Source organism: Leisingera sp. S132, from assembly GCF_025144465.1.
Lineage (GTDB): Bacteria > Pseudomonadota > Alphaproteobacteria > Rhodobacterales > Rhodobacteraceae > Leisingera.
The window spans coordinates 2311054-2332219 of record NZ_CP083553.1; the positions used below are offsets into that span (position 1 = coordinate 2311054).

The window sequence follows — 21166 nt, forward strand, 5'->3', positions numbered from 1 at the left end:
CGCGCAATTACCCTGCCTGCTCAGCAAGAATTCAGGCGGCGCTCTCGCCCGCGCGCGCCAAAGGGGGTAGAGCTGTTGCAGACCTGCCCGCAGCAAGGGCAGACAAGCCAGTTCAGCAAAGGGAGCAATCATGCGGGCACTCATTCAGCGGGTCAGCGAGGCCTCGGTCACAGTTGACGGAGAGGTCATCGGCGAAGTCGGCCCCGGGCTGCTGGTGCTGATCTGCGCCATGGCGGGCGACAGCGAGGCGCAGGCGGACCAGCTGGCCGCAAAGATATCCAAGCTGCGGATCTTCAAGGACGAAGCCGGCAAGATGAACCGTTCGGTGCTGGACACCGGCGGCAGCGTGCTGGTGGTCAGCCAGTTCACCCTGGCCGCCGACACCCGCAGCGGCAACCGGCCCGGGTTTTCCACCGCTGCAGCCCCGGCGGATGGCGAGCGGCTCTACGGGTATTTTGCCGCCCGGCTGGAGGCGCTGGGTTTGAAAACTGCAAAAGGACGGTTTGGCGCCGATATGAAAGTCCGGCTGCTGAACGACGGTCCTGTGACCATCTGGATGGACACCGAACAGGCCTGACACAGGCCGCCCGTCCGGCGCGCAGGCGTGCCGCAAACAATAGGCACACTTGCATCCGCCTTAGCCACGGTGCGGCCCCGTCAGGCGGCGAATGCGGCGTTTTTTGACCGGAAAGCATCGATTCTGTCCTTCGGCGGGCCGGACAGTCCGGCTTGCCGGTCAGATTCACAAAAAATTCGCAAAATCCCCGCAGGAATATTTCCTGTCGCATTCCCGCAATTTTTCAGTCTTACAAGGCAGCAAAATCGCAAAAACGGCACCTTGCCTGAAAAAGGCGACACCCACGATCCGGCCAGCATTGCCCCGCACAAGGGCCTGCCCCCGCGCAACGCTAATAACGCTTGCGAGTTAGCGGTAAATACGCAAATCTTAAATCGCCAATCAAAAAACAGGTGCCGTCAGCACCGCAACCAATCGGGAGATCTCAATGAACCGTCATATGCAGTATCTGGCCAGCCAGGCCGCGGCAGGCAAACTGTCGCGCCGTGACTTCCTGGGCAAGGCCGCCGCACTGGGCTTTACCGCCGTGTCCGCAAACCTGCTGCTGTCCACCGCCGCCAAGGCGGCCGGCCCGCAAAAAGGCGGCACCATCCGTCTCGGCCTGCAGGGCGGCTCCACCACCGACAGCCTGGATCCGGCACTGGTCACCAACACCGTTGGCCTGATGGTCACCCGCCTGTGGGGTGAGACCCTTGTTGAATTGGCCGACGACGGCGGCATCGAAGGCAAGCTGGCGGAAAGCTATGAAGCCTCTGCCGACGCCAAGACCTGGACCTTCAAACTGCGCTCCGGCGTGACCTACTCGAACGGCCAGAGCGTGACGGCCGATGACGTGGTCAAGACCATGGAGCGCCACAGCGGCGAAGACACCAAGTCCGGCGCCCTGGGCATCATGCGCGGCATCAAGGACGTCCGTGCCGATGGCGACAGCGTTGTCTTCGAACTGGACAGCCCGAACGCCGACCTGCCCTACCTGCTGGCCGACTACCACCTGATCATCCAGCCGAACGGCGGCAACGACGATCCGGCAGCCGCCATCGGCACCGGCCCCTACATCATGAAGTCCGCCGACATGGGTGTGCGCTTCGTGGCCGAGAAGAACCCGAATTACTGGGGCGATCTGGGCAATGCGGACACCGTGGAAATCATCGTCATCAACGACGACACCGCCCGCGTTGCAGCGCTGCAGTCCGGCCAGGTGGACGTCATCGACCGGGTGCCGCCGCGCACCGCGAAACTGGTGGACCGCGCACCGAACATCACGGTGCACTCGACCTCCGCGGCCGGTCACTACGTGTTCATCATGCATTGCAACACCGCACCGTTTGACAACAACGACGTGCGCATGGCGCTGAAATACGGCATTAACCGCCAGGAAATGGTCGACAAGATCCTGAACGGCTACGGCACCGTCGGCAACGACACCCCGATCAACGCCTCCTACCCGATGTACACCGAGCTGGAACAGCGCCAGTTCGATCCGGACAAGGCGATGCACCACCTCAAGAAGGCAGGCCACGACGGTTCCATCCTGCTGCGCACTTCGGACAACTCTTTCCCGGGCGCACCGGATGCCTCCGCCCTGTTCCAGCAGTCGCTGTCCAGCGCCGGCATCCAGCTGGACGTGAAGCGCGAGCCGAACGACGGCTACTGGTCGGAAGTCTGGAACGCCAAGCCGTTCTGCACCAGCTACTGGGGCGGCCGTCCGACCCAGGACCAGATGTTCACCACCGCCTACCTCTCCACCGCGGACTGGAACGACACCCGCTTCAACAACGAGCAGTTCGACCAGATGCTGGTGGCAGCGCGCGGCGAACTGGACGTGGCCAAACGGACGCAGATGTATGCCGACATGTCGACCATCCTGCGCGACGAAGGCGGCCTGATCTGCCCGATGTTCAACGACTTCGTCGAAGCGACCACCGACAATGTGGACGGTTTTGTCGAAGGCATCCCGGGCCAGGTTCTGATGAACGGCTATGCTGCCAGCAAGCTGTGGGTCAAAGCCTAATATGTCACCGATCGTAAAACTCCTGGCTCAGCGCATAGCGCTGAGCCTCCTTCTTTTGTTGCTCATCTCAATCGTGATCTTCGCCGGCACCATCGTTCTGCCGGGCGACGTTGCGCAATCGATCCTGGGTCAGTCGGCAACACCGGAGGCACTGGCCAACCTGCGGGCTGAGCTGGGTGTGAACGATCCTCCCGTACAACGCTATTTTGCCTGGCTCTTCGGCGCCATGCAGGGCGATCTTGGCACCGCACTGACCAGCGGCCAGGACATCGCCCAGGCTCTCAGCAGCCGTTTCTGGAACACCCTGTTCCTCGCCTTCTGGGCTGCCGTGGTTGCGGTTCCGCTGGCGATCTTCCTGGGCTTGCTTGCCGTCCGCTTCAAGGACCGCTGGCCCGACAAGATGATCTCCGCCGTCACCCTGGCTTCGATCTCGATCCCAGAGTTCCTGATCGGCTACGTGCTGATGTACTTCATCGCAGTGCAGCTGCGCTGGTTCCCCTCGGTGGCCATGGTCAACGACAGCATGAGCCTGTTCGAGAAGCTGAACGCCATCGCGCTGCCGATTGCCGTGCTGACGCTGGTTGTTCTGGCGCATATGATGCGGATGACCCGCGCCGCGATCCTCAACGTGATGCAGTCGGCCTATATCGAAACCGCTGAACTCAAGGGCCTCAACGCCTTTCAGGTGATCTACCGCCACGCATTCCCCAACGCGATTGCACCGATCGTCAACGTGGTGATGCTGAACCTCGCCTATCTGGTGGTCGGCGTCGTGGTGATCGAAGTGGTCTTTGTCTACCCCGGCATGGGCCAGTATCTGGTGGACCACGTGTCCAAGCGTGACGTGCCTGTTGTGCAGGCCTGCGGTTTGATCTTTGCCGCCGTCTATATCGGCCTCAACATGATCGCCGATATCGTCGCCATCCTGAGCAACCCGCGCCTGAGGCATCCGAAATGAAGAATATCCCCATTTCCGCACTCATCGGGCTGTTCTTCACGGCCCTCTACTTCCTCGGCGCCATCTTTGCGCCACTGCTGGCCCCATATGGCGTCGGCGAAGTGGTCGGCGATGTGTGGGAGCCCTCCAGCGCAGACTACCTGCTGGGCACCGACAACATCGGCCGCGACCTTCTCAGCCGGATGATCTATGGCGGCCGCACCACTATCTTCATCGCCACCGCCGCGACGGTTTTGTCCTTCACCCTGGGCTCTGTCCTCGGCTTCTTTGCCGCAGTGATGGGCGGCTGGATTGACCAGGCGCTGTCGCGCTTTGTCGATCTGGTGATGTCGATCCCAACCCTGATCTTCGCCCTGGTGGTGCTGTCGGTTGCGCCGGTCACCATTCCGATGCTGATCCTGGTGATGGGCCTTCTGGACGCCACCCGCGTCTACCGTTTGGCCCGTGCCGTTGCGGTCGACATCGAGGTCATGGACTACGTCGAGGCAGCCCGCCTGCGCGGCGAGAAGACCGCCTGGATCATCTTCCGCGAGATCCTGCCCAACGCACTGTCCCCGCTGATCGCGGAGATGGGCCTGCGCTTCATCTTTGCGGTTCTGTTTGTCTCCACCCTGTCCTTCCTGGGTCTGGGCGTGCAGCCGCCAGAAGCTGACTGGGGCGGCATCGTGAAGGAAAACAAGGAAGGCATCGTCTACGGCATTCCTGCCGCGCTGATCCCGGCCTTTGCCATCGCCACCCTGGCGATCTCGGTCAACCTGGTGGCTGACTGGGTGCTGAACCGGACCACATCGCTGAAAGGAGGCCGCGGATGAGCGATACTCTGTTGAAAGTCCGCGACCTGAAAATCGGCGCGACCGTCTACCCGCCGGGCGAACGCCCCCGCGACATCGAGATCGTGCACGGGGTCAGCTTTGACCTCGCGCCCGGCAAGGTTTTGGGGCTGATCGGTGAATCCGGTGCCGGCAAATCCACCATCGGGCTGGCGTCGATGGCCTATGGCCGCGGCGGCGTGAAGATCACCGGCGGCGAGGTCTGGGTCAACGGCCGCGATGTCCTCAAGGGCAGCCACAAGGACATCCGCAAACTGCGCGGCGCCGAAGTGACTTATGTGTCGCAATCGGCGGCAGCTTCCTTCAACCCGGCCAAGAAAATCATGGACCAGGTGGTCGAGGCAGCGGTGGAGCAGAAGAAGTTCTCCCGCAAGGACGCCGAGGCCCGCGCCCGGGTGCTGTTTGCCAAGCTGGGCCTGCCGGATCCGGACAACATCGGCGAACGCTACCCGCACCAGGTGTCCGGCGGCCAGCTGCAGCGCTGCATGACCGCGCTGGCGCTGTGCCCGGAGCCGGATCTGGTGGTGTTCGACGAGCCGACAACCGCGCTCGACGTGACCACCCAGATCGACGTTCTGATGGCGATCAAGGAGGCGATCCGCGACACAGGCGTTGCCGCGCTCTACATCACCCACGACCTGGCGGTTGTGGCACAGGTGAGCGACGACATCATGGTTCTGCGGATGGGCAACACCGTCGAATACGGCCCTGTTGACCAGATCATCAACAACCCGCAGGAGGAGTACACCCAGGCGCTGGTCTCGGTCCGCTCCATCGAGCATGAGGAGAAGGCCCCCACCGCAGAGCCGGTGCTGAGCGTGCGCAACATCACCGCGCGCTACAAGGGCACCCAGTTCGACGTGCTGCATAATGTGAACGTCGATCTGTACCCCGGCCAGACGCTGGCGGTGGTGGGCGAATCCGGCTCTGGTAAATCCACCCTCGCCCGGGTGATCACCGGCTTGCTGCCGCCGCGTGAGGGCGAGATCGAATTTGCCGGCCGCACCCTCTCGCCTGACCTCAAGGGCCGTACCCGCGAGGACCTGCGCGAGTTGCAGATGATCTACCAGATGGCAGACGTGGCAATGAACCCGCGCCAGACCGTCGGCACCATCATCGGCCGCCCGCTGGAGTTCTACTTTGGCATGCGGGGCAAAGAGAAGCGTAAGCGGATCATCGAGCTGCTGGACGAGATCGAGCTGGGTGAGAAGTTCATGGACCGCTATCCGGCAGAGCTGTCCGGCGGCCAGAAGCAGCGTGTCTGCATCGCCCGTTCGCTGGCGGCCAAGCCCAAGATGATCATCTGCGACGAGGTCACTTCGGCGCTCGACCCGCTGGTGGCAGACGGCATCCTGAAGCTGCTCTTGGAACTGCAGAAGATCGAAGATGTGGCCTATCTGTTCATCACCCACGATCTGGCAACGGTGCGTGCCATCTCCGACAACATCGCAGTGATGTACCAGGGTAAGGTGCAGCGCTACGGTGGCAAGTCAAAGGTGCTGAGCCCGCCGTTTGACGATTACACTGACCTTCTGCTCAGTTCCGTCCCGGAGATGAAACTGGGGTGGCTGGAAGAAGTGATCGCACACCGCAAGATGGAAAGCGCCGGCAACTAAATCCACAAATGGATGCAAAGCCCCTGCTGTTTGCCAGCGGGGGCTTTTTCTTTTTCAAATATCACAGTTTTGTGATAGTTTATCGCAACAGGGGTAATGCAGCGAAATGCGCTGCGAAAAATATAAAAACTCTGAGCGTGGCTAAGGTGGGGCAAGCCAACCCGAATTACCGGGCAGTTTTGTTGCGACTGCAGGAAAAAGGGGAGGAACCTTCATGAAAGACTGGGCAATTCACGGCTTCGAGATCGCCAATTGCAACTGCGTCCCAGGGTGTCCCTGCCAGTTTTCGCAGCTCCCCAATGACGGCACTTGCGAAGCAATGCTGACCTTCCGCATCGATACCGGCCACTACGGGGACACCAAGCTGGACGGGCTGCACGCCGCGGCCATCTACAAATGGCCAGGCCCCATTCACGAGGGCAACGGCGAGATGCAGATCATCATCGACGACAGCGCCACGGCGGAGCAGAAATCCGCGGTGGAGGCGATCATGACCGGCCAGGACACCGAAGAGTTTGCAACGATGTTCTTTGTCTTCAATGCCATGTGCACAACCAGGCATGAGACCCTCAGCGCGCCGGTGTCGCTGAGTTTTGACGCGGAAACCGGCATTGGCCATGGCAAGGCAGGCAGTATCGGAGAAACCAGGGTCGAACCGATTGCACATATCGTGTCAGGGGCGCCGCATTCGGTCCAGATCAAGCTGCCCAATGGCTTTGAGTATTCCGAGGCCTCCGTCTGTCAGGGCACGACCCGGACGCCAGGGTCAGCCATCAGCCTGGACAAGAACAGCGGAACCCACGCCCACGTCGCCGAGCTGCACCTGACCGGCAGGGGCGTTGAGCGCGCGGCCTGACCTGCAATGGCCCTCCCGCAGCATATACCCGGCACAGCCGAATGCCTGGCCCGCAATGACCGGATGGTTGTTCTCGCGGCAGTTGCGTTCGTCGTGCTGCTCAGCGGGCTCTGCACTGTCTTTGGCGCGGGCATGGATATGACCGCGGTTGAGATGACCCGGATGGCGCGTCCCATCGGTGAGCCGATGGCGATGGGCGCAGGCACGCCGTGGACTGCGGGCTATGCGATGCTGATCTTTGTGATGTGGTGGGTGATGATGATCGCCATGATGACCCCCAGCGCGGCCCCGGTGCTGCTGCTGTTCACCGCCATCAAGAAATCCGGGTCCCGCGCCGGCCGCGCCCCGCTGCTCAGCCTGCTGTTCCTGAGCGGCTACCTGCTGGCCTGGGCCTTCTTCTCTGCTGCCGCCACCGCTTTGCAGTGGAGGCTGGAAACAATGGGCCTGTCCGACGGCCCCATGATGTCGCTCAGCAGCCGCACCCTTGGCGGTGCATTGCTGCTGGCGGCGGGCGCCTATCAGTTTACCCCCTACAAGCACGCCTGCCTCTCCCATTGCCGTTTGCCGGTTCAATTTCTGACCCGGCACAACCGCACAGGCCTGGCTGGTGCTGTACTGATGGGCGCCCACCACGGAACCTTCTGCCTTGGCTGCTGCTGGGCGCTGATGCTGCTGCTGTTTGCCGGCGGCATCATGAACCTCCACTGGATCGCCGGGCTGGCGCTGTTTGTGCTGGCCGAGAAGACCCTGCCCTGGCCCAGGTTCTTGACTGCAGGCTCCGGCGCTCTGCTGCTTCTTGCAGGCAGCTATGTGATTGTGACAGCCCCCTGAGACTGCCGCCGCGAACCGGCAATTCTGCAACGCCCCTGCGAAAATGCCCGTTTGCGGCCGATCCGCCGTTTTTTTGAATGGCAATTCAAGAAATGGGCGCAATGATACCCTCCCGAAGCCATCGCAAGGCAAAGGGATTCGGCGAATGGACAACAAACTCCTGCTCATCATTCTGGACGGTGTGCCCTGGCGCAATTTCCGCCGCCTGTTCGGGAACCTCGAAGGCTGGGTCGACAGCGGAGATGCCCGCGTCTGGAAACTGCGGGCGGTGCTGCCGTCGATTTCGGCCAGCTGCTATGCCTCGATCCACACCGGCGTCGCGCCCGCCATCCACGGCTGCACCGGCAATGCCAATGTGTTCCGGCTCAAAGAAAAAGACGTGTTCAGCCAGGTCCGCGAAGCCGGCGGCGTCACCGGGGCCGTGGCGCACAGCTACTGGTCGTCCTTCTTCAACCGCCACCCCTTCGACTATGTGCGCGACATCGAATATGACGAGCCGGAAAGCAAGACCATCAACCATGGCCGTTTCCACACCATGACCGGCTATGGCAAGGACAACCAGATGACTCCGTCTGATGTCGATCTGTTTGCCACCCTGACCAACCTCTGCCTGCGCTTCGGGCTGGACTACGGCATGCTGCACGCCTGCACCTTGGACAGCATGGGCCACCGCTTTTTCCACGACTGCCAGGAAATGGACCACGCCTGTTTCGTGATGGATGAGATGCTGGCCCCCTTTATCACCCGCTGGCGCGATCTGGGCTATGAGGTGATCGTCACCGCCGACCATGGCCAGGACGAACGCGGCCATCATGGCGGCCGCGGCGCGCTGCAGCAGGAAACCGCGCTCTACTACTTCGGCGAAGCGGACGGGCCGGATCATGGCGACGTGATCGACCAGCGGCAGCTGGCGCCCACAATCCTCAAACGGCTGGGCGCGCCGGTTGCGGACACGATGAAGGCAGAGCCGTTCCTGAAATAACCTGAAACGGCGGCTCTGTGCTAGGATGGCCCCCAGCCGCCGTTTTCAGCCATCAGGACTTTGCCATGAAATCTCTTGTTGCCGTGTTTTCCCTGCTGGCCGCCCCGGCGCTGGCCAGCGACGCCTGCCACGATCTTTGGTTCACCCGCAATGCGTTGATCGACCGGGCCGGATACTGTTTCGGCTCCCCTTTGGGACAGGCCGTGTTCAACAACGGCGGCTGCACCGGCAAATCAGTATCCCTGCCGCCGCAGGCGGAACGCCTGGTTGCGGACGTGAAGCAGATGGAGGCCCGCTTCGGCTGCCGGGTCAACACCAAGCAAACCCGTTTGGACCTGGATGACCTGTTGCTGCGTTACCAGCTCTGGGACCTGCCGCTGCGCGACGAGCTTGAAAGCGCCTGCCTGGGCTGGCTGGGACCGGTCGTGGGGCTGCGGGCCGGCCACAATCCTGATGCGCCGCTGGTCGGGCAGATCGATCCGGGCGACTACGTGAAATACTCCCACATTCCGGTGGGCCGCTGGACCTATGTCACCACCTCGGACCCTGACTGGCAGGTCACCAGCGGCGGCTGGCTGGACACGTCTTTGGTTCAGGAGCAGTGCCGGGAAATTGCCGGATAGACCGGGCTACTCGTCATAGGGCCAGATCCCCTGCCCCAGCGCCTCAACCGCGACCGAAATCCGCTCGAAACTGTCCCGCGCCCGGCCCACGCTGTGGCGCGCACGCAGGTAGCCGTGGATCAGACCAGGTTCGTTGATCCAATGCGCCTTGCCGCCGGCCTCCACGATACGGTCACGGTAATCGCGCGAGTCATCGCGCACCGGATCGCAATCCGCCGTCACCAGCACCGTTGGCGGCAAACCCGCAAAGTCACTGTCAGCCAGCGGTGCAAACAGCGGATCATCCTTCGGCGGTTCCCCTTCGGTGCGGATATCCATGTAGTACAGCACGTCCTCGCGGGTCAGCATCGGCGCCTGCGCATGTTCAATGTAGGACCCCTGGTTCACGTCACCGCCAAAGGTGCCATAGATCAGCACCTGGCCCAGAATCGTCTCGCAGCGGCCGCGCGCGTGATGCGCCACCGCGGCGCAAATGTTGGCCCCGGCGCTGTCCCCCATCAGGACAACACCCTTGCCGTACCCGGCCTCGACCCAGCCCAGCGCCACCCAGGCATCCTCAAAGGCCGCCGGATGCTTGTGTTCCGGTGCCAGCCGGTAATCCACTGCCACCACCCGGTATCCGGTCTGGGCGCAGATCTCGGCGCAGACATCATCGTGGCTGTCCAGGCCGCCGACAACAAAGCCGCCGCCGTGGCAGAACACAACCGTCCGTGTCGGATCGCCCGCGGTATAGACACGCACAGGCACGCCGTTGGCCGACAGTTCCTCCACCGCAACCACATCGGGCCGCGGTACCCGGAATTCCAGCGCCATTGAATTGTAGATGCGGCGCTGCTCCGCGATGCTCATGTCAACGGCGTCATCAGGATAAAGCTCCCCGGTCTTCTGGATGAAGTCCCAGGTCTCCTCGTCGATCAGCCGTTCGTAATCCATCTGCGAGCCTCCCTGCACGCCGCTGTCCCGGAGAGCCTAGGCACAGTTTTGCGCAAATGGAATGCCTGAAAGAAAAAGCGCCCCGAAGGGCGCTTCTTATCCCACACTGTCCGGCGGGGTCACGCGGCCGCCGCCGGCTCCCATGGCCGGGTGAAATTGTTCAGCACACCGCCGATGTCCGCGTCAGAGCTGCCGTTGGCTGCCACCTGCGCCACCAGCCCGCGTTTCTTGTCGTCGGTCACGCTGACAACACGCGCCGCCACGCCGGCCTGCTCCAGTGCGCCGTTGTAGACGCGGGTGATCGCCATCTTGCGCAGGTCGGGCTTGAACACCTTGCCCACCGCGGTTTTCGGCAGCTCGTCCAGCACCGTCAGATGCTTCGGGATTGCCGCCCGCTCATGCACATGCACCTTGCAGTATTCCAGCAGCTCCGCCTCGCTGACGCTGGCGCCGGCCACCAGTTCGACAAAGGCGCAAGGCAGCTCGCCCGAATGCGCGTCCGGCTGGCCGATCGCCCCAGCAAAGGCCACCGCATCATGGCCCAAGAGCGCCTCTTCGATTTCTGCCGGGTCAATGTTGTGGCCGCCGCGGATGATCAGATCCTTGGCCCGGCCGGTGATCCACAGATAGCCATCCTCGTCGATCCGGCCCAGATCGCCGGTGCGCAGGTATTTCTCCTGGTAGTAGAGGTCCACGTTCTTGTCGGCCTCAGTGTAGGTATTGCCGGCATAAACACCGGGGTTCGACACGCAGATCTCCCCCACTTCGTCGCGGCCGCACTCCAGCGCCCCGTCGTTGGTCTGCTTGACGATCCGCACATCCGTATAGGGGAACGGAATGCCCACTGACCCCACTTTCTTCTCGCCGCCCGGCGGGTTGCAGCTGACCAGGCAGGTGGCCTCCGTCAGACCGTAACCCTCGACGATGGCGACGCCGCAAGCGCTCTCGAACCGCTTGAACAGCTCCATCGGCATCGGCGCGGAACCGGAAAATGCGGTTTTCACAGAGGAGATATCCGCATCCACCGGCCGCTGCATCAGCGCCGAAACGGCGGTGGGCACAGTGATGATAAAGGTGATCTTCCAGCGCTCGATCAGCTTCCAGAAGCTGTCGAACACGCCCTCGCCCCGGTACCCCTGCGGCGTCGGGAACACCACATGCGCGCCAGAGGCGATGGCCGCCATCATGATCACATGCACAGCAAAGACATGAAACAGCGGCAGCGGGCACATGATGTTGTCTTCTTCGGTGAACAACAGGGTGCTGCCCAGCCAGCCGTTATAGACCAGCCCCGAATACTTGTGCTGCGCCACCTTGGGCATGCCGGTGGTGCCGCCGGTGTGGAAATAGCACGCCACCCGGTCGCCCGCACTGTCGGCAAAATTCAGCGTCTTGGGCTGTTTCGCCATCTCCTTGGAGAAATTCAGGTAATCCGCATGGCTGGGGCGGCCGTCCATCTTGGGCCGGATCAGCGGCACGATCCAGGACTTCGGCGGCGTCAGATAGCGGTTCAGGTCCACTTCCAGCACCGTGTTCACACCCGGCGCATGGCGCACCGCCTCAGCCACTTTCTGGGCCACATCCGTTTTCGGGAACGGCCGCAGGGTGACAACAACCTTGGCCTTGGTCTCCCGCAGGATCGAGGCGATCTGCTCCGGCTCCAACAGCGGGTTGATCGGGTTCACGATCCCCGCCACCGCACCGCCCAGCATGGTGACCAGCGTCTCGTTGCAGTTGGGCAGCACATAGGCCACCACGTCGCTTTCACCGATGCCCAGCGCACGGAACATGTTGGCCGCCTGGCACACTTGCTCCCTCAGCGTGCTCCAGGTCAGCGTCTCCGCCTTGTCCTGGGCGCCGGAGAAGATCTGATAGCTGACCGCCTTGCTGTTGGGAAACTTGTCCGCGGTGCGCGACAGCAGCCCGTACAATGTGGCCGGCAGGTCCCGCGCCTCATACGGCATTTCATTCTGCAGCGCATCGCGGTCCGCGATTCCGGAAAAACCCATAACTCTCCTCCCCGTTCCTCCGCTGGACAGCCGGTGTACAGGGGGTGTACGGGCGGTGCACGGAGGGTGTCTCTGTTTTTTGCCCAGATTATTGCAATCACCTGATTGCGCAAGCGCCGCGGCAGGGTCACGCCAAGGCAGCTTTGGCGGTGACGTCGCGCCATTTTCCGGCAGCGGGCAGTTTTTAAGGAAAAACGCCCCGGATCGGCTCCGGGGCGTTTGTCATGTTAAACAGCGCAGCGCTCACTCCGCCGCCAGCCCTTCGGTGAACTGCAGCTTGGCCAGGCGTGCATAAAGCCCGCCCTGCCCCACCAGCTCATCATGGGTGCCGGTGGCGACAATCCGGCCCTGGTCCATCACCACGATGCGGTCGGCCTTTTTCACCGTCGCCAGCCGGTGCGCCACGATCAGCGTGGTGCGGCCCTGGCTCAGCTCATCCACCGCCGCCTGCACCAAGCGCTCGCTTTCGGCATCCAGCGCCGAAGTCGCTTCGTCCAGCAGCAGCACCGGCGCGTCGCGCAGGATGGCGCGGGCAATAGCAATCCGCTGCTTCTGGCCGCCCGACAGCATCACACCGCGCTCCCCGACAAAGCTGTCATAGCCGTCCGGCAGCTTGGAGATGAAGTCATGCGCCGCAGCCGCTTCAGCAGCAGCCTCAACCTCTGCATCGGTGGCTTCAGGCCGGCCGAACCTGATATTCTCGCGCGCCGAAGCAGCAAAGATCACCGGATCCTGCGGCACCAGCGCGATGTGGCGGCGGAACTCATCCCGCTGCAGCTGCGTCAGCGCCACGCCATCCAGCTTCACCGCGCCTTGGCTGGGATCGTAAAACCGCTGCAGCATCTGGATGATGGTGGTCTTGCCCGCGCCCGACGGACCGACAAAGGCCACAGTCTCGCCCGGCTTCACCGTCAGCGACACGTCATCCAGCGCCGAAACATCCGGGCGCGAAGGGTAGCGGAACGAGACGTTGTCAAACGCGATTTCCCCCCGGACCGGTGCAGGCAGCACCTGGGCCGCAACCGGGTCCAGCACGGTATCCTCGGCATTCAGCAGCTCAACCAGACGTTCGGTTGCCCCGGCTGCGCGCTGCAGCTCGCTCCAGATCTCCGACAGCGCCGCGACCGATCCCGCCACCAGCACTGCATAGATCACGAACTGGATCAGCGTGCCCTCGGACATCACGCCCGCGCGCACGTCGTTGGCACCCATCCACAACACGCCCACGATGCCGGAAAACACCAGGAAGATCACGATCACCGTCAGCATTGCGCGGGTCTGGATACGGCGGAGCGACACGTCATAGGCGGTTTCGGTCAGCCCGGAGAACGTCTCACGGCTGGCGGCTTCATGGGTGAAGGCCTGCACCGTTTGCACCGCGCCCAGCGCCTCGCCCGCGTTGCCGGAGGAGGCCGCGATCCAGTCCTGGTTCTCCTTGCTTATGGCGCGCAGGCGGCGGCCCAGCACCAGGATCGGCACGATCACCGCCGGCACGATCAGCAGCACCATCATTGTCAGCTTGGCTGAGGTCAGCAGCATCAGCACCATGCCGCCCAGGAAAATCAGCAGGTTGCGCAGCGCAATTGACACCGACGAGCCCAGCACCGACTGGATAAGCGTGGTGTCGGTGGTGATCCGGCTCAGCACCTCGCCGGTCATGATGCGCTCATAGAACTCCGGGCTCATGCCGATCACCCGGTCGAAGACCGCCTTGCGGATATCGGCCACCACCCGTTCGCCCAGCCGCGTCACCAGCGCATAGCGCACACCGGTTCCCACCGCCAGCAGCGCGGCGATCACCAGTGCTGCGCTGAAATAAAGATTCAGGAGTTCGGAATCGGAGAACCGGAAGTTATCCACCACCCGGCGCACCGCCAGGGGCAGCGTCAGCGAAAGGCCCGCCGTCAGCACCAGCGCGCAGGCCGCGGCCAGCATCAGCAGCCGGTAGGGCCGCATGAACGGCCACAGGGCCGACAGCACGCCGATTTTCCGGGACTTCTCCCGCTCTTGCTCCGCATTCGGGGCCGCATTATTCCGCGCCATTCCGGATCCTTCTGCACTTTGGTCCCGCGGGTCCTGAACCCGCATAGTCGCCAAGGTTCATGGCCCCGCAGGCCCGGCGCGTCAAGCGCTGAGCCGTTTCAAAACGCGCCTGAAAACAGCCGCGCCCTGCGTCATGGGGTATCAATCCGGCGGTCTGGGAAGGTCTGGAGCGGGTAGCGGGAATCGAACCCGCACCTTAAGCTTGGAAGGCTCTTATGATACCATTTCACCATACCCGCTCAGGACATTTGCTGATTTAGGTGAAGCGCCGGGGAAGGTCAACCACCTTGTTTTCGTTTGCCTTTGCAGGGATGGAAATTTCACCGCCCCCCTTGCGAAAGCCCTGCCAAGCCCCCCAGATAACAGCATAAATAAACCGCCCCGCCGCCTGTCCAAAATACCGGAAACCCGCCGTGACCCGCTCTCAGACGACCGCAGTTATCACCGCCCATGGCCAGCCCTCCGCCCCCGCTCCGGCAGAGGCAGATCTGGCTGGCACAGCCAGGGCCGTTGCCGCGCATCTTCCGGGCTGGGATGTCCGCTCTGCCACCCTGGCTGATCCCGGCCGACTGGAAACGGTGGTGGAGGACGGCGCCGTGGTCTACCCGTTTTTCATGTCGCGCGGTTTTTTCACCAGCAAGGTGCTGCCGGGGCGTCTGCAGGGCCGGAACGTCCGGATGGCCACGCCGTTCGGTCTGGACAGCGGCCTGCCGGATCTTGCTGCACATGCGGTGCAGCAGGCGGCATCGCAACGAGGCTGGCCGCTCAACGCACTGAACCTGCTGCTGGCCGCCCATGGCTCTGCCCGCGGCCCCCGCGCCGCAGAAGCCGCAGAGGATTTCGCGGCCCGGCTCACCCCGCTGCTGCCGGGCTGCACCCTGTCTCTGGGCTACATTGAGCAGGCGCCGCGCCTCGCGTCCGCTGCCGCCCCCTTGCCCGCACAGTCCCTCTGCCTGCCGTTTTTTGCCCAGGCAGGCGATCACGTGAAAGAGGATATCCCCGAAGCCCTGGAAGCCGCAGGCTTTGGCGGCACGGTGCTGCCAGTGGCCGGCGCCCTGCCTGGAGCCCCGGCCCTGATCGCCGCAGCCATCCGCCGCGCAAGCCTTGACCCCAGCGCGTCTGAGTGAAATTCTAGCCTTCCGGAAAGAAAAGCAGTTTTCGGCTCAAGCAAAGGCATTTGACCTCTTGCGCCAGCCACGGGCATGTGATTAATCACGCCTTACACCACGGATGGCGAGTTGGCGGAGTGGTGACGCAGCGGATTGCAAATCCGTGTACACCGGTTCGATTCCGGTACTCGCCTCCATATTACTCTAAATCAATGACTTAGCATTTTGGCTATCGAGTGTGACACCCAGTGAGACACACGATCCATGATGCTGTCATCTTACCTGAGCAAGTCCCGGCATGGAGTATATTACTTCCGCTGGCCGTTACCCAAGATTCCTCAAGCACACCGTACAACAGTAAGAGTTTCGTTACGGACAGGATGCCCTAATCGGGCTAGTGACTTGGCTCGCTATCTTGCATGTTGCGGTAAATCCATTTCGAAAGATCCCTCGTTGGCACACCTGCGGCACGAACACTTACGCGCTCATGTCAAAGACTATTTTAGGCGCTCGCTCGAGAAATACGATGACTGGCTGGCTCGGACTGGCGGTTCACCCAAGGCGAAGCAAATCCTTGAGCTGGAACACGAAAGCCATTGCTACGCTCTAGGTGGACTCGACGACCTCGCCTCCGATACGTACCTTGAAAATCACAAAACCAAATTCATTAACTTTTGCACCCTCCCAGGAGCCGCCGCGCCAGAGAACGTCGATCAAATTCTGCAAGAACTGCGAAAGGCACGCAGGGACCAAATAGAGGCCCTTCTGGAGCGCATCTCAAATCTGGAGCGGTACTCCTTCCAAAACATGCACGAAGCCCCTGAGCAGCCCGCTACGCAGCCGGTGGAGGCATCCTCACCATTGGGAACGGCGGTGGAGGATTTCATCACAGAACATTCACGCCAGTGGGCTAAAAAAACTATCGGCCAGAACAAGGCATACCTGAACATCCTCGTGGAGTATTTTGGCCCAGACCGTCCCCTTGGCACCATCACCAAGCAAGACGCGAATGAGGTCAAGAAGGTTTTGCAGGCACTACCGGCAAGCAGGAACACAAAGCCAAAGTTGAAGGCCATGCCACTAAGGCAGGTCATCAAAGAACCTGGCCACAACAAGATCGCACCCAAGACGATCAACAGCCACATTCAAATGTTCAAGGGTTTCTTCGACTGGGCAGAGAGACACGGCTATGCGCCGCATACCCTTTTTGACGGCATGAAAGTTGCCAAGGCCAAGAACAGTGACACTGAGCGCAAACCCTTCTCGCATGAACAAGCCCGTCAGCTTTACAATGAGTTGACTGAAAACACATCCGGGCTGGTGCGCAAAGATAGCCATAAATGGGCAATGCTCCTTGGCATGTTCACCGGGGCACGCCTCAACGAGATCTGCCAGCTCGACGTCGCTGATGTGCAGGTCAGTGATGGCATTTGGTTCCTGAATATCACTGACGAAGGTGACAACAATAAGCGGCTTAAAACAACAGCAGGGAAGCGCAAGGTACCTCTGCATTCAGAGTTGATCAGTATCGGGTTTCTTGACTTCGTGAAAAGCCGTAATTCCGCCACTAGGCTGTTTCCCGACTATAGCTTTAGCGCCAACGGTGGATATGGCCGCAACTTAGGGCGCTGGTGCAACGAAAGTTTCCTACCCAAGCTGGCTATGAAAGAACCAGGGCTGGTTTTCCATAGCCTGAGACACACTGTCGTTACACGCCTTAGCCAAGCAAGTGTGCCAGAACCGATTATTCAATGCCTAGTCGGCCACGCAAGGTCAGGCGTAACTCAAGAAGTGTATAATCGCGAAGGCTACACCCTTCTACAGCTCCAGGAAGCCGTGAATTGCCTAGCACCTCCCGCGAAGAGCTGAACTACGGAAACGACAGTAAAGCGATTGTTGCCCGCAACTATTGTATGCTGCAGCTCCAGCCTGCGGTCGATCATCAGCGCCTGAACGTTCCTTTCGATCTCCCTGATAAAATTGAAAGTTCGCTTCTGTAGGCTGTCGAGACTGATTGTTTGCCCGGAGGCACCACTCAGCCTAAGGCTTAGGATCACACAAACAGGCTTAGGTATTCATGCGAAACGAACTGAGAATCGCCATCAAGATGGCGGATACCGCGGAGGCGCTGGTAGAGCGCGTAAGAGAAGCAAATAAGGGGCTAATAGCAGAACCCAACCCCCCCGCTGGACTTGGGATAGATCCGATGCTGTTGGCCCTCGCGATGGAGTTGGCACTAAAGGCTTGGATTACCTTGGATCAAGGCTCCAAAACCATTCGAGAGCACAATCTCTCCAAGCTCTTCAGTATGCTCAAGCCGGAACAGCAGGAGAAAATAGAAAACGATCTTTGGATATCGTGCCCTTGGCACAGTCCTTCCCCTCTGGATCCCCTCGGCATGGATGCCGCGTCAATACTGGACCATCATGCTGACGCCTTCGTGAAATGGCGATACATGCATGAAATGACGCACGGCTCCTTTAGCATTTCAGATATGGAAAACGTTTTTGAGAGTGTGCTGAGACTTTTTCGGGCCAGGTGCGCTTCGGAAGCACTAACTTAATGTTCAGCCCCAGAGACCCGCATTCTAGAAAGAAACCTCTGTCTTTTAAGTGATTGCTTTCTTCAAACTGAGACCACACCTGTGCAGACGCTGCGAGCAGTAGACCTCATCTCAGCTTGGACTTTTGAGTTGCAGTGAGCCCTTTGCTGTCGTCCGCCCACTGGCATTCCCTTGCCAGTGCAGCAAGTCGCAAACGGCGTTTAGCGGACTTTCAACACTTGATTAAGCGGATTGGGCTTGGGTTTCAGCGCTCTAACGGGAACACTAGCGCTCGCTATTTGGGGGCAATCACAGGAACAATCGGTACATTCACAGGCGTTCTTGGCCTCTGGCGGTTTCGGCGCCAGAAGCGAGATTAATCGGCGCAATGTGATGCAGTAGCAACTTATTATTAACCTTCTCCAGCTATCATCGAGGGCGCTAAAATGGAGGCGTTTATGAAGTTTATTGCTATTGGTGGCGTGGTACTGCTCTTGCTCGCAGTCGCCAAAGGTCTACTACCGGACGTATTCCACTTCTTACCACTCGGCGGCAGCACGGTGGCTGAGATGGGGGTCGTTTTTGGAGTCGCGGTTGCGGCAGCAGCCATCAATGATCTAAGGCGTGCAAACGATGAGTAAGCACAGGATCACCATCACAGTCGATCCAGACATCGATGAATGGCTTCAGGCTGGCGCAAAGACATACGGGCGTTCATTGTCCGAACTGGTGCGAATCTGCCTTCGTGAGTTCAGCCAGGAGCACCCCAACCGATTCTCGACCACAGATAAGGCTCGATCCAAGTCGGAAGAGGCATGGCGTGTTTCACGGCGAGACGTGTAGAACTCTTGATCTCTGCACGCCGAAGGAAGTGAACCAGCCAGCCACCCCTGAGGCCTCGGTTGGACTCGATCACGCCCCGCACCGCGGTGAGCCCTGTTAGCCTGAGCCCTTTGCCGCCGCGGCTTTGCAAGCAGCCTTTCGCTAGCGCAGCATGTCGATCGCAGTGCGAGCCAGAAGCCCCAAACCTGTAAAAGTGATCGAAAGCTTGCGCCAACGCCTAATATTTGAAAAACCTATGCGGAAGCATGAGGAGGCTACCCGTGGCTAGGTCAATTACATTTTTTAATAACAAAGGTGGTGTCGGAAAGACGACCCTGCTTTGCAATATAGCTGCATACGTTGCCGACGAATATGGCGCGAAGGTTCTAGTTATCGATGCAGACCCTCAGTGCAACGCGACTCAGTACATGTTTGGTGACAAAAAGCTGTCATACTTTTATGAAGAGACATCATCCTTCACTCTCTACAATGTTATTCGACCGCTGTCACTTGGGAAAGGGTATAGCCGAGAACTCAGCGTTTCTACGAGTCCACGTTTCGATGTGGACGTCCTGCCCGGTGATCCGCGTCTCGCTCTCACTGAGGACTTGCTTGCAAAGGACTGGGGATCCGCAATTGGTGGAGACGCTCGGGGTATGAGGACAACTCTTCTTTTTGCAGAATTGATGAAACGTTGCGATGGGTATGACTATGTATTTTTTGATGTCGGCCCTTCGCTGGGATCCATAAATCGAGCTGTGCTTTTGGCGAGCGATTTTTTTGTAGCCCCAATGTCGATTGATATTTTTAGCGTCAAGGCAATAGAAAACATTTCCACGTGGATGTCAAAATGGAAAAAGCAATGGGATGTTGGTGTATTGAATGTAGACGATCCTGACGAAGTGGACGTTGAACTGGCGCGGGAACTCCAGTTCGTCGGATACGTTTCTCAACAGTATATTGCTAAAGCTGACTCGAAAGGAAACAAGAGAGCGGTTAACGCCTACGAGCGGATAATGCGACAATTTGAGGATGTCGTGTCTCGGGAACTATCCGAAACCACTCCATTAGCTGCTCCAAACAAGAGATTTGATCTTGGTGCAATTCCAAACTTGCATAGTTTGATCCCGCTATCTCAATCAGCGCGAGCGCCAGTGTTTAAGCTCAAAGCCCAAGATGGGGTTCGTGGGGCACATTTTTCAAAAGTAAAAGATTCTAGAGAAACCTTTGGTGCTGTGGCAGAAGAGATTGTCGAACGGTCTGGGTGGCTGGAATGATTGACTGGCCAGATCAACTCAAGCGAGATTTATTGGCGCGGAGGGTAGTTGTCTTCCTCGGCAGCGGCGTCTCGAAAAATTCAATTGGGCAGGATGGAGAGACTCGCCCGCCACTTTGGGTTGAATTTCTCAACTCGGCCTTGGAAAAAGTGGGTAGCAAAGGAACTTCGCATATCAAGAAGGCCATCAAAGAGAACGATCTCTTGCATGCTTGCGAGTGGCTTAAAAACAAAATGGAAGAGGAGTGGTCCCCATTCCTTCGTGCGAAATTTGTGACCCCTGGATTTTCACCAGCAGAAATTCACAAGGTCATCTTTAACTTGGATCAGCGGATCTACTTAACGCCAAACTTCGATCAGATTTTTGAAAACTACGTGAGTGGCGTAACCGGCGGTCTTGTTTCGGTCATGCGTTATACAGATCCTGATGTGCATAATTTTTTGAGAGAGGACAGAACACATATTATTAAAGTTCATGGCTCCATCGAGCATCCCGCTGAACTTATATTCACCCAGCATGACTATGCTAAGGCACGCGTTTCTCATTCGGCATTTTATGATGTTCTAGATGCATGTCTCTTGTCTCACACTTTTCTATTTATTGGTTGTGGAATTTCTGACCCGGACCTCAACCTTCTGCTCGAAAACCACAGGTTCAACTTTCCTCACTCGAGACCTCACTACTTGGTGACGTCCTCAAAAGTTCCAAAAGATATGGTTAGCTCTTTGCGGTCTAATAGAAACCTTAAATGTCTTACCTATGATGCAAAAGACCACCATGTCGAACTTTTAGAGTCATTGCAGGCTTTGGCTTCAATAATGGATAACGTCGCACCTGTTCCTGCGGAACTAGGCGTGTTCGGCTGAGCCTTGGTTGTTTAAGTTCTTTCCACTTTAGTGTAGGGAAAGGATGTTTTGCTGTGTTGCAATAAATTGGATTGTTGGTTTTGAAGCTGCGTTGATCACGATTTTCTGCGACGGCTCTTAGTGCGAAAGCAGACGCCCGGGGTTGCCCAAGCTGCGCGCGCAGCGAAAGACGGCTTGGTCCCGGCCTCGGCGATTCCCCCGGCGATTTTGCTGCGCTCAGCATGAATGGCCGCAATAGGTACCCTGCGCTACGGAGGCGGGTGGCGCGATGAAAGACCGGA

General features: G+C 59.6%; 21 protein-coding genes and 2 tRNA genes. 19 read left to right on the plus strand and 4 right to left on the minus strand.

The window, feature by feature from the left end:
* Positions 1–130: 130 nt before the first annotated feature.
* From dtd to K3725_RS11500, 11 genes are all read left to right on the plus strand, one after another.
* Positions 131–577 (plus strand): D-aminoacyl-tRNA deacylase, encoded by a 447-nt coding sequence (gene dtd / locus K3725_RS11450; protein ID WP_260015462.1) that lies wholly within the window; start codon positions 131–133, stop codon positions 575–577.
* A gap of 27 nt (positions 578–604) precedes the next feature.
* Positions 605–1066 (plus strand): hypothetical protein, encoded by a 462-nt coding sequence (locus K3725_RS11455; protein ID WP_260015463.1) that lies wholly within the window; start codon positions 605–607, stop codon positions 1064–1066.
* Positions 1005–2588: an ABC transporter substrate-binding protein gene (locus K3725_RS11460; RefSeq protein WP_260015464.1), complete on the plus strand. Its 1584-nt coding sequence runs from the start codon at positions 1005–1007 to the stop codon at positions 2586–2588. The genes K3725_RS11455 and K3725_RS11460 overlap by 62 nt, the downstream gene beginning before the upstream one ends.
* 1 nt (position 2589) lies before the next feature.
* Positions 2590–3546: an ABC transporter permease gene (locus tag K3725_RS11465; RefSeq protein ID WP_260015465.1), complete on the plus strand. Its 957-nt coding sequence runs from the start codon at positions 2590–2592 to the stop codon at positions 3544–3546.
* Positions 3543–4358 carry an ABC transporter permease gene (locus tag K3725_RS11470; RefSeq protein WP_019295750.1) on the plus strand — a complete coding sequence of 272 codons (816 nt, stop codon included), beginning with the start codon at positions 3543–3545 and terminating at the stop codon, positions 4356–4358. The genes K3725_RS11465 and K3725_RS11470 overlap by 4 nt, the downstream gene beginning before the upstream one ends.
* Positions 4355–5992, plus strand: coding sequence for an ABC transporter ATP-binding protein (locus K3725_RS11475; protein ID WP_260015466.1), 1638 nt, complete (start codon positions 4355–4357; stop codon positions 5990–5992). The genes K3725_RS11470 and K3725_RS11475 overlap by 4 nt, the downstream gene beginning before the upstream one ends.
* A gap of 8 nt (positions 5993–6000) precedes the next feature.
* Complete coding sequence (locus tag K3725_RS11480; protein WP_260015467.1) at positions 6001–6210, plus strand: hypothetical protein; 210 nt, start codon at positions 6001–6003, stop codon at positions 6208–6210.
* Positions 6207–6848 (plus strand): DUF1326 domain-containing protein, encoded by a 642-nt coding sequence (locus tag K3725_RS11485; protein ID WP_260015468.1) that lies wholly within the window; start codon positions 6207–6209, stop codon positions 6846–6848. The genes K3725_RS11480 and K3725_RS11485 overlap by 4 nt, the downstream gene beginning before the upstream one ends.
* A 6-nt stretch (positions 6849–6854) precedes the next feature.
* Complete coding sequence (locus tag K3725_RS11490) at positions 6855–7679, plus strand: DUF2182 domain-containing protein (RefSeq protein ID WP_260015469.1); 825 nt, start codon at positions 6855–6857, stop codon at positions 7677–7679.
* A 145-nt stretch (positions 7680–7824) separates the two neighbouring features.
* Positions 7825–8661 (plus strand): alkaline phosphatase family protein, encoded by an 837-nt coding sequence (locus tag K3725_RS11495; protein WP_260015470.1) that lies wholly within the window; start codon positions 7825–7827, stop codon positions 8659–8661.
* A gap of 65 nt (positions 8662–8726) precedes the next feature.
* Entirely contained in the window at positions 8727–9284 is a 558-nt protein-coding gene (locus tag K3725_RS11500) for a DUF4453 domain-containing protein (RefSeq protein ID WP_260015471.1), read from the plus strand.
* Positions 9285–9290: 6 nt separating this feature from the next.
* On the opposite strand, the gene K3725_RS11505 is transcribed toward K3725_RS11500, so the two are convergent.
* From K3725_RS11505 to K3725_RS11520, 4 genes are all read right to left on the minus strand, one after another.
* Positions 9291–10217: an alpha/beta hydrolase gene (locus K3725_RS11505; protein WP_260015472.1), complete on the minus strand. Its 927-nt coding sequence runs from the start codon at positions 10215–10217 to the stop codon at positions 9291–9293.
* 119 nt (positions 10218–10336) lie between these two features.
* Positions 10337–12226: an acyl-CoA synthetase gene (locus K3725_RS11510; protein WP_260015473.1), complete on the minus strand. Its 1890-nt coding sequence runs from the start codon at positions 12224–12226 to the stop codon at positions 10337–10339.
* 243 nt (positions 12227–12469) lie between these two features.
* The gene (locus K3725_RS11515; RefSeq protein WP_260015474.1) at positions 12470–14269 is read right to left on the minus strand and encodes an ABC transporter transmembrane domain-containing protein; all 1800 of its coding nucleotides are present in this window, start codon (positions 14267–14269) and stop codon (positions 12470–12472) included.
* 165 nt (positions 14270–14434) lie between these two features.
* Positions 14435–14508, minus strand: a tRNA-Gly gene (locus K3725_RS11520).
* Between the two features lie 174 nt (positions 14509–14682).
* On the opposite strand from K3725_RS11520, the gene K3725_RS11525 reads away from it, so the two are divergent.
* The 8 genes from K3725_RS11525 to K3725_RS11555 all read left to right on the plus strand — a co-directional run bounded on the left by K3725_RS11525 (position 14683) and on the right by K3725_RS11555 (position 20885).
* Entirely contained in the window at positions 14683–15396 is a 714-nt protein-coding gene (locus K3725_RS11525) for a CbiX/SirB N-terminal domain-containing protein (RefSeq protein ID WP_260015475.1), read from the plus strand.
* Between the two features lie 105 nt (positions 15397–15501).
* Positions 15502–15575 (plus strand) — tRNA-Cys (locus tag K3725_RS11530).
* Between the two features lie 205 nt (positions 15576–15780).
* A complete protein-coding gene (locus K3725_RS11535) occupies positions 15781–17247 on the plus strand; it encodes a site-specific integrase (protein ID WP_260015476.1) in 1467 nt (488 codons plus the stop codon).
* Between the two features lie 208 nt (positions 17248–17455).
* Positions 17456–17941 (plus strand): hypothetical protein, encoded by a 486-nt coding sequence (locus K3725_RS11540; RefSeq protein WP_260015477.1) that lies wholly within the window; start codon positions 17456–17458, stop codon positions 17939–17941.
* A gap of 437 nt (positions 17942–18378) precedes the next feature.
* Positions 18379–18561, plus strand: a complete 183-nt coding sequence (locus tag K3725_RS11545; protein ID WP_260015478.1) for a hypothetical protein — start codon at positions 18379–18381, stop codon at positions 18559–18561.
* A complete protein-coding gene (locus K3725_RS22630; protein ID WP_409201565.1) occupies positions 18554–18763 on the plus strand; it encodes a ribbon-helix-helix protein, CopG family in 210 nt (69 codons plus the stop codon). The genes K3725_RS11545 and K3725_RS22630 overlap by 8 nt, the downstream gene beginning before the upstream one ends.
* A gap of 260 nt (positions 18764–19023) precedes the next feature.
* Complete coding sequence (locus K3725_RS11550; protein WP_260015479.1) at positions 19024–20019, plus strand: ParA family protein; 996 nt, start codon at positions 19024–19026, stop codon at positions 20017–20019.
* The gene (locus K3725_RS11555; protein WP_260015480.1) at positions 20016–20885 is read left to right on the plus strand and encodes an SIR2 family protein; all 870 of its coding nucleotides are present in this window, start codon (positions 20016–20018) and stop codon (positions 20883–20885) included. The genes K3725_RS11550 and K3725_RS11555 overlap by 4 nt, the downstream gene beginning before the upstream one ends.
* Positions 20886–21166: the final 281 nt, after the last annotated feature.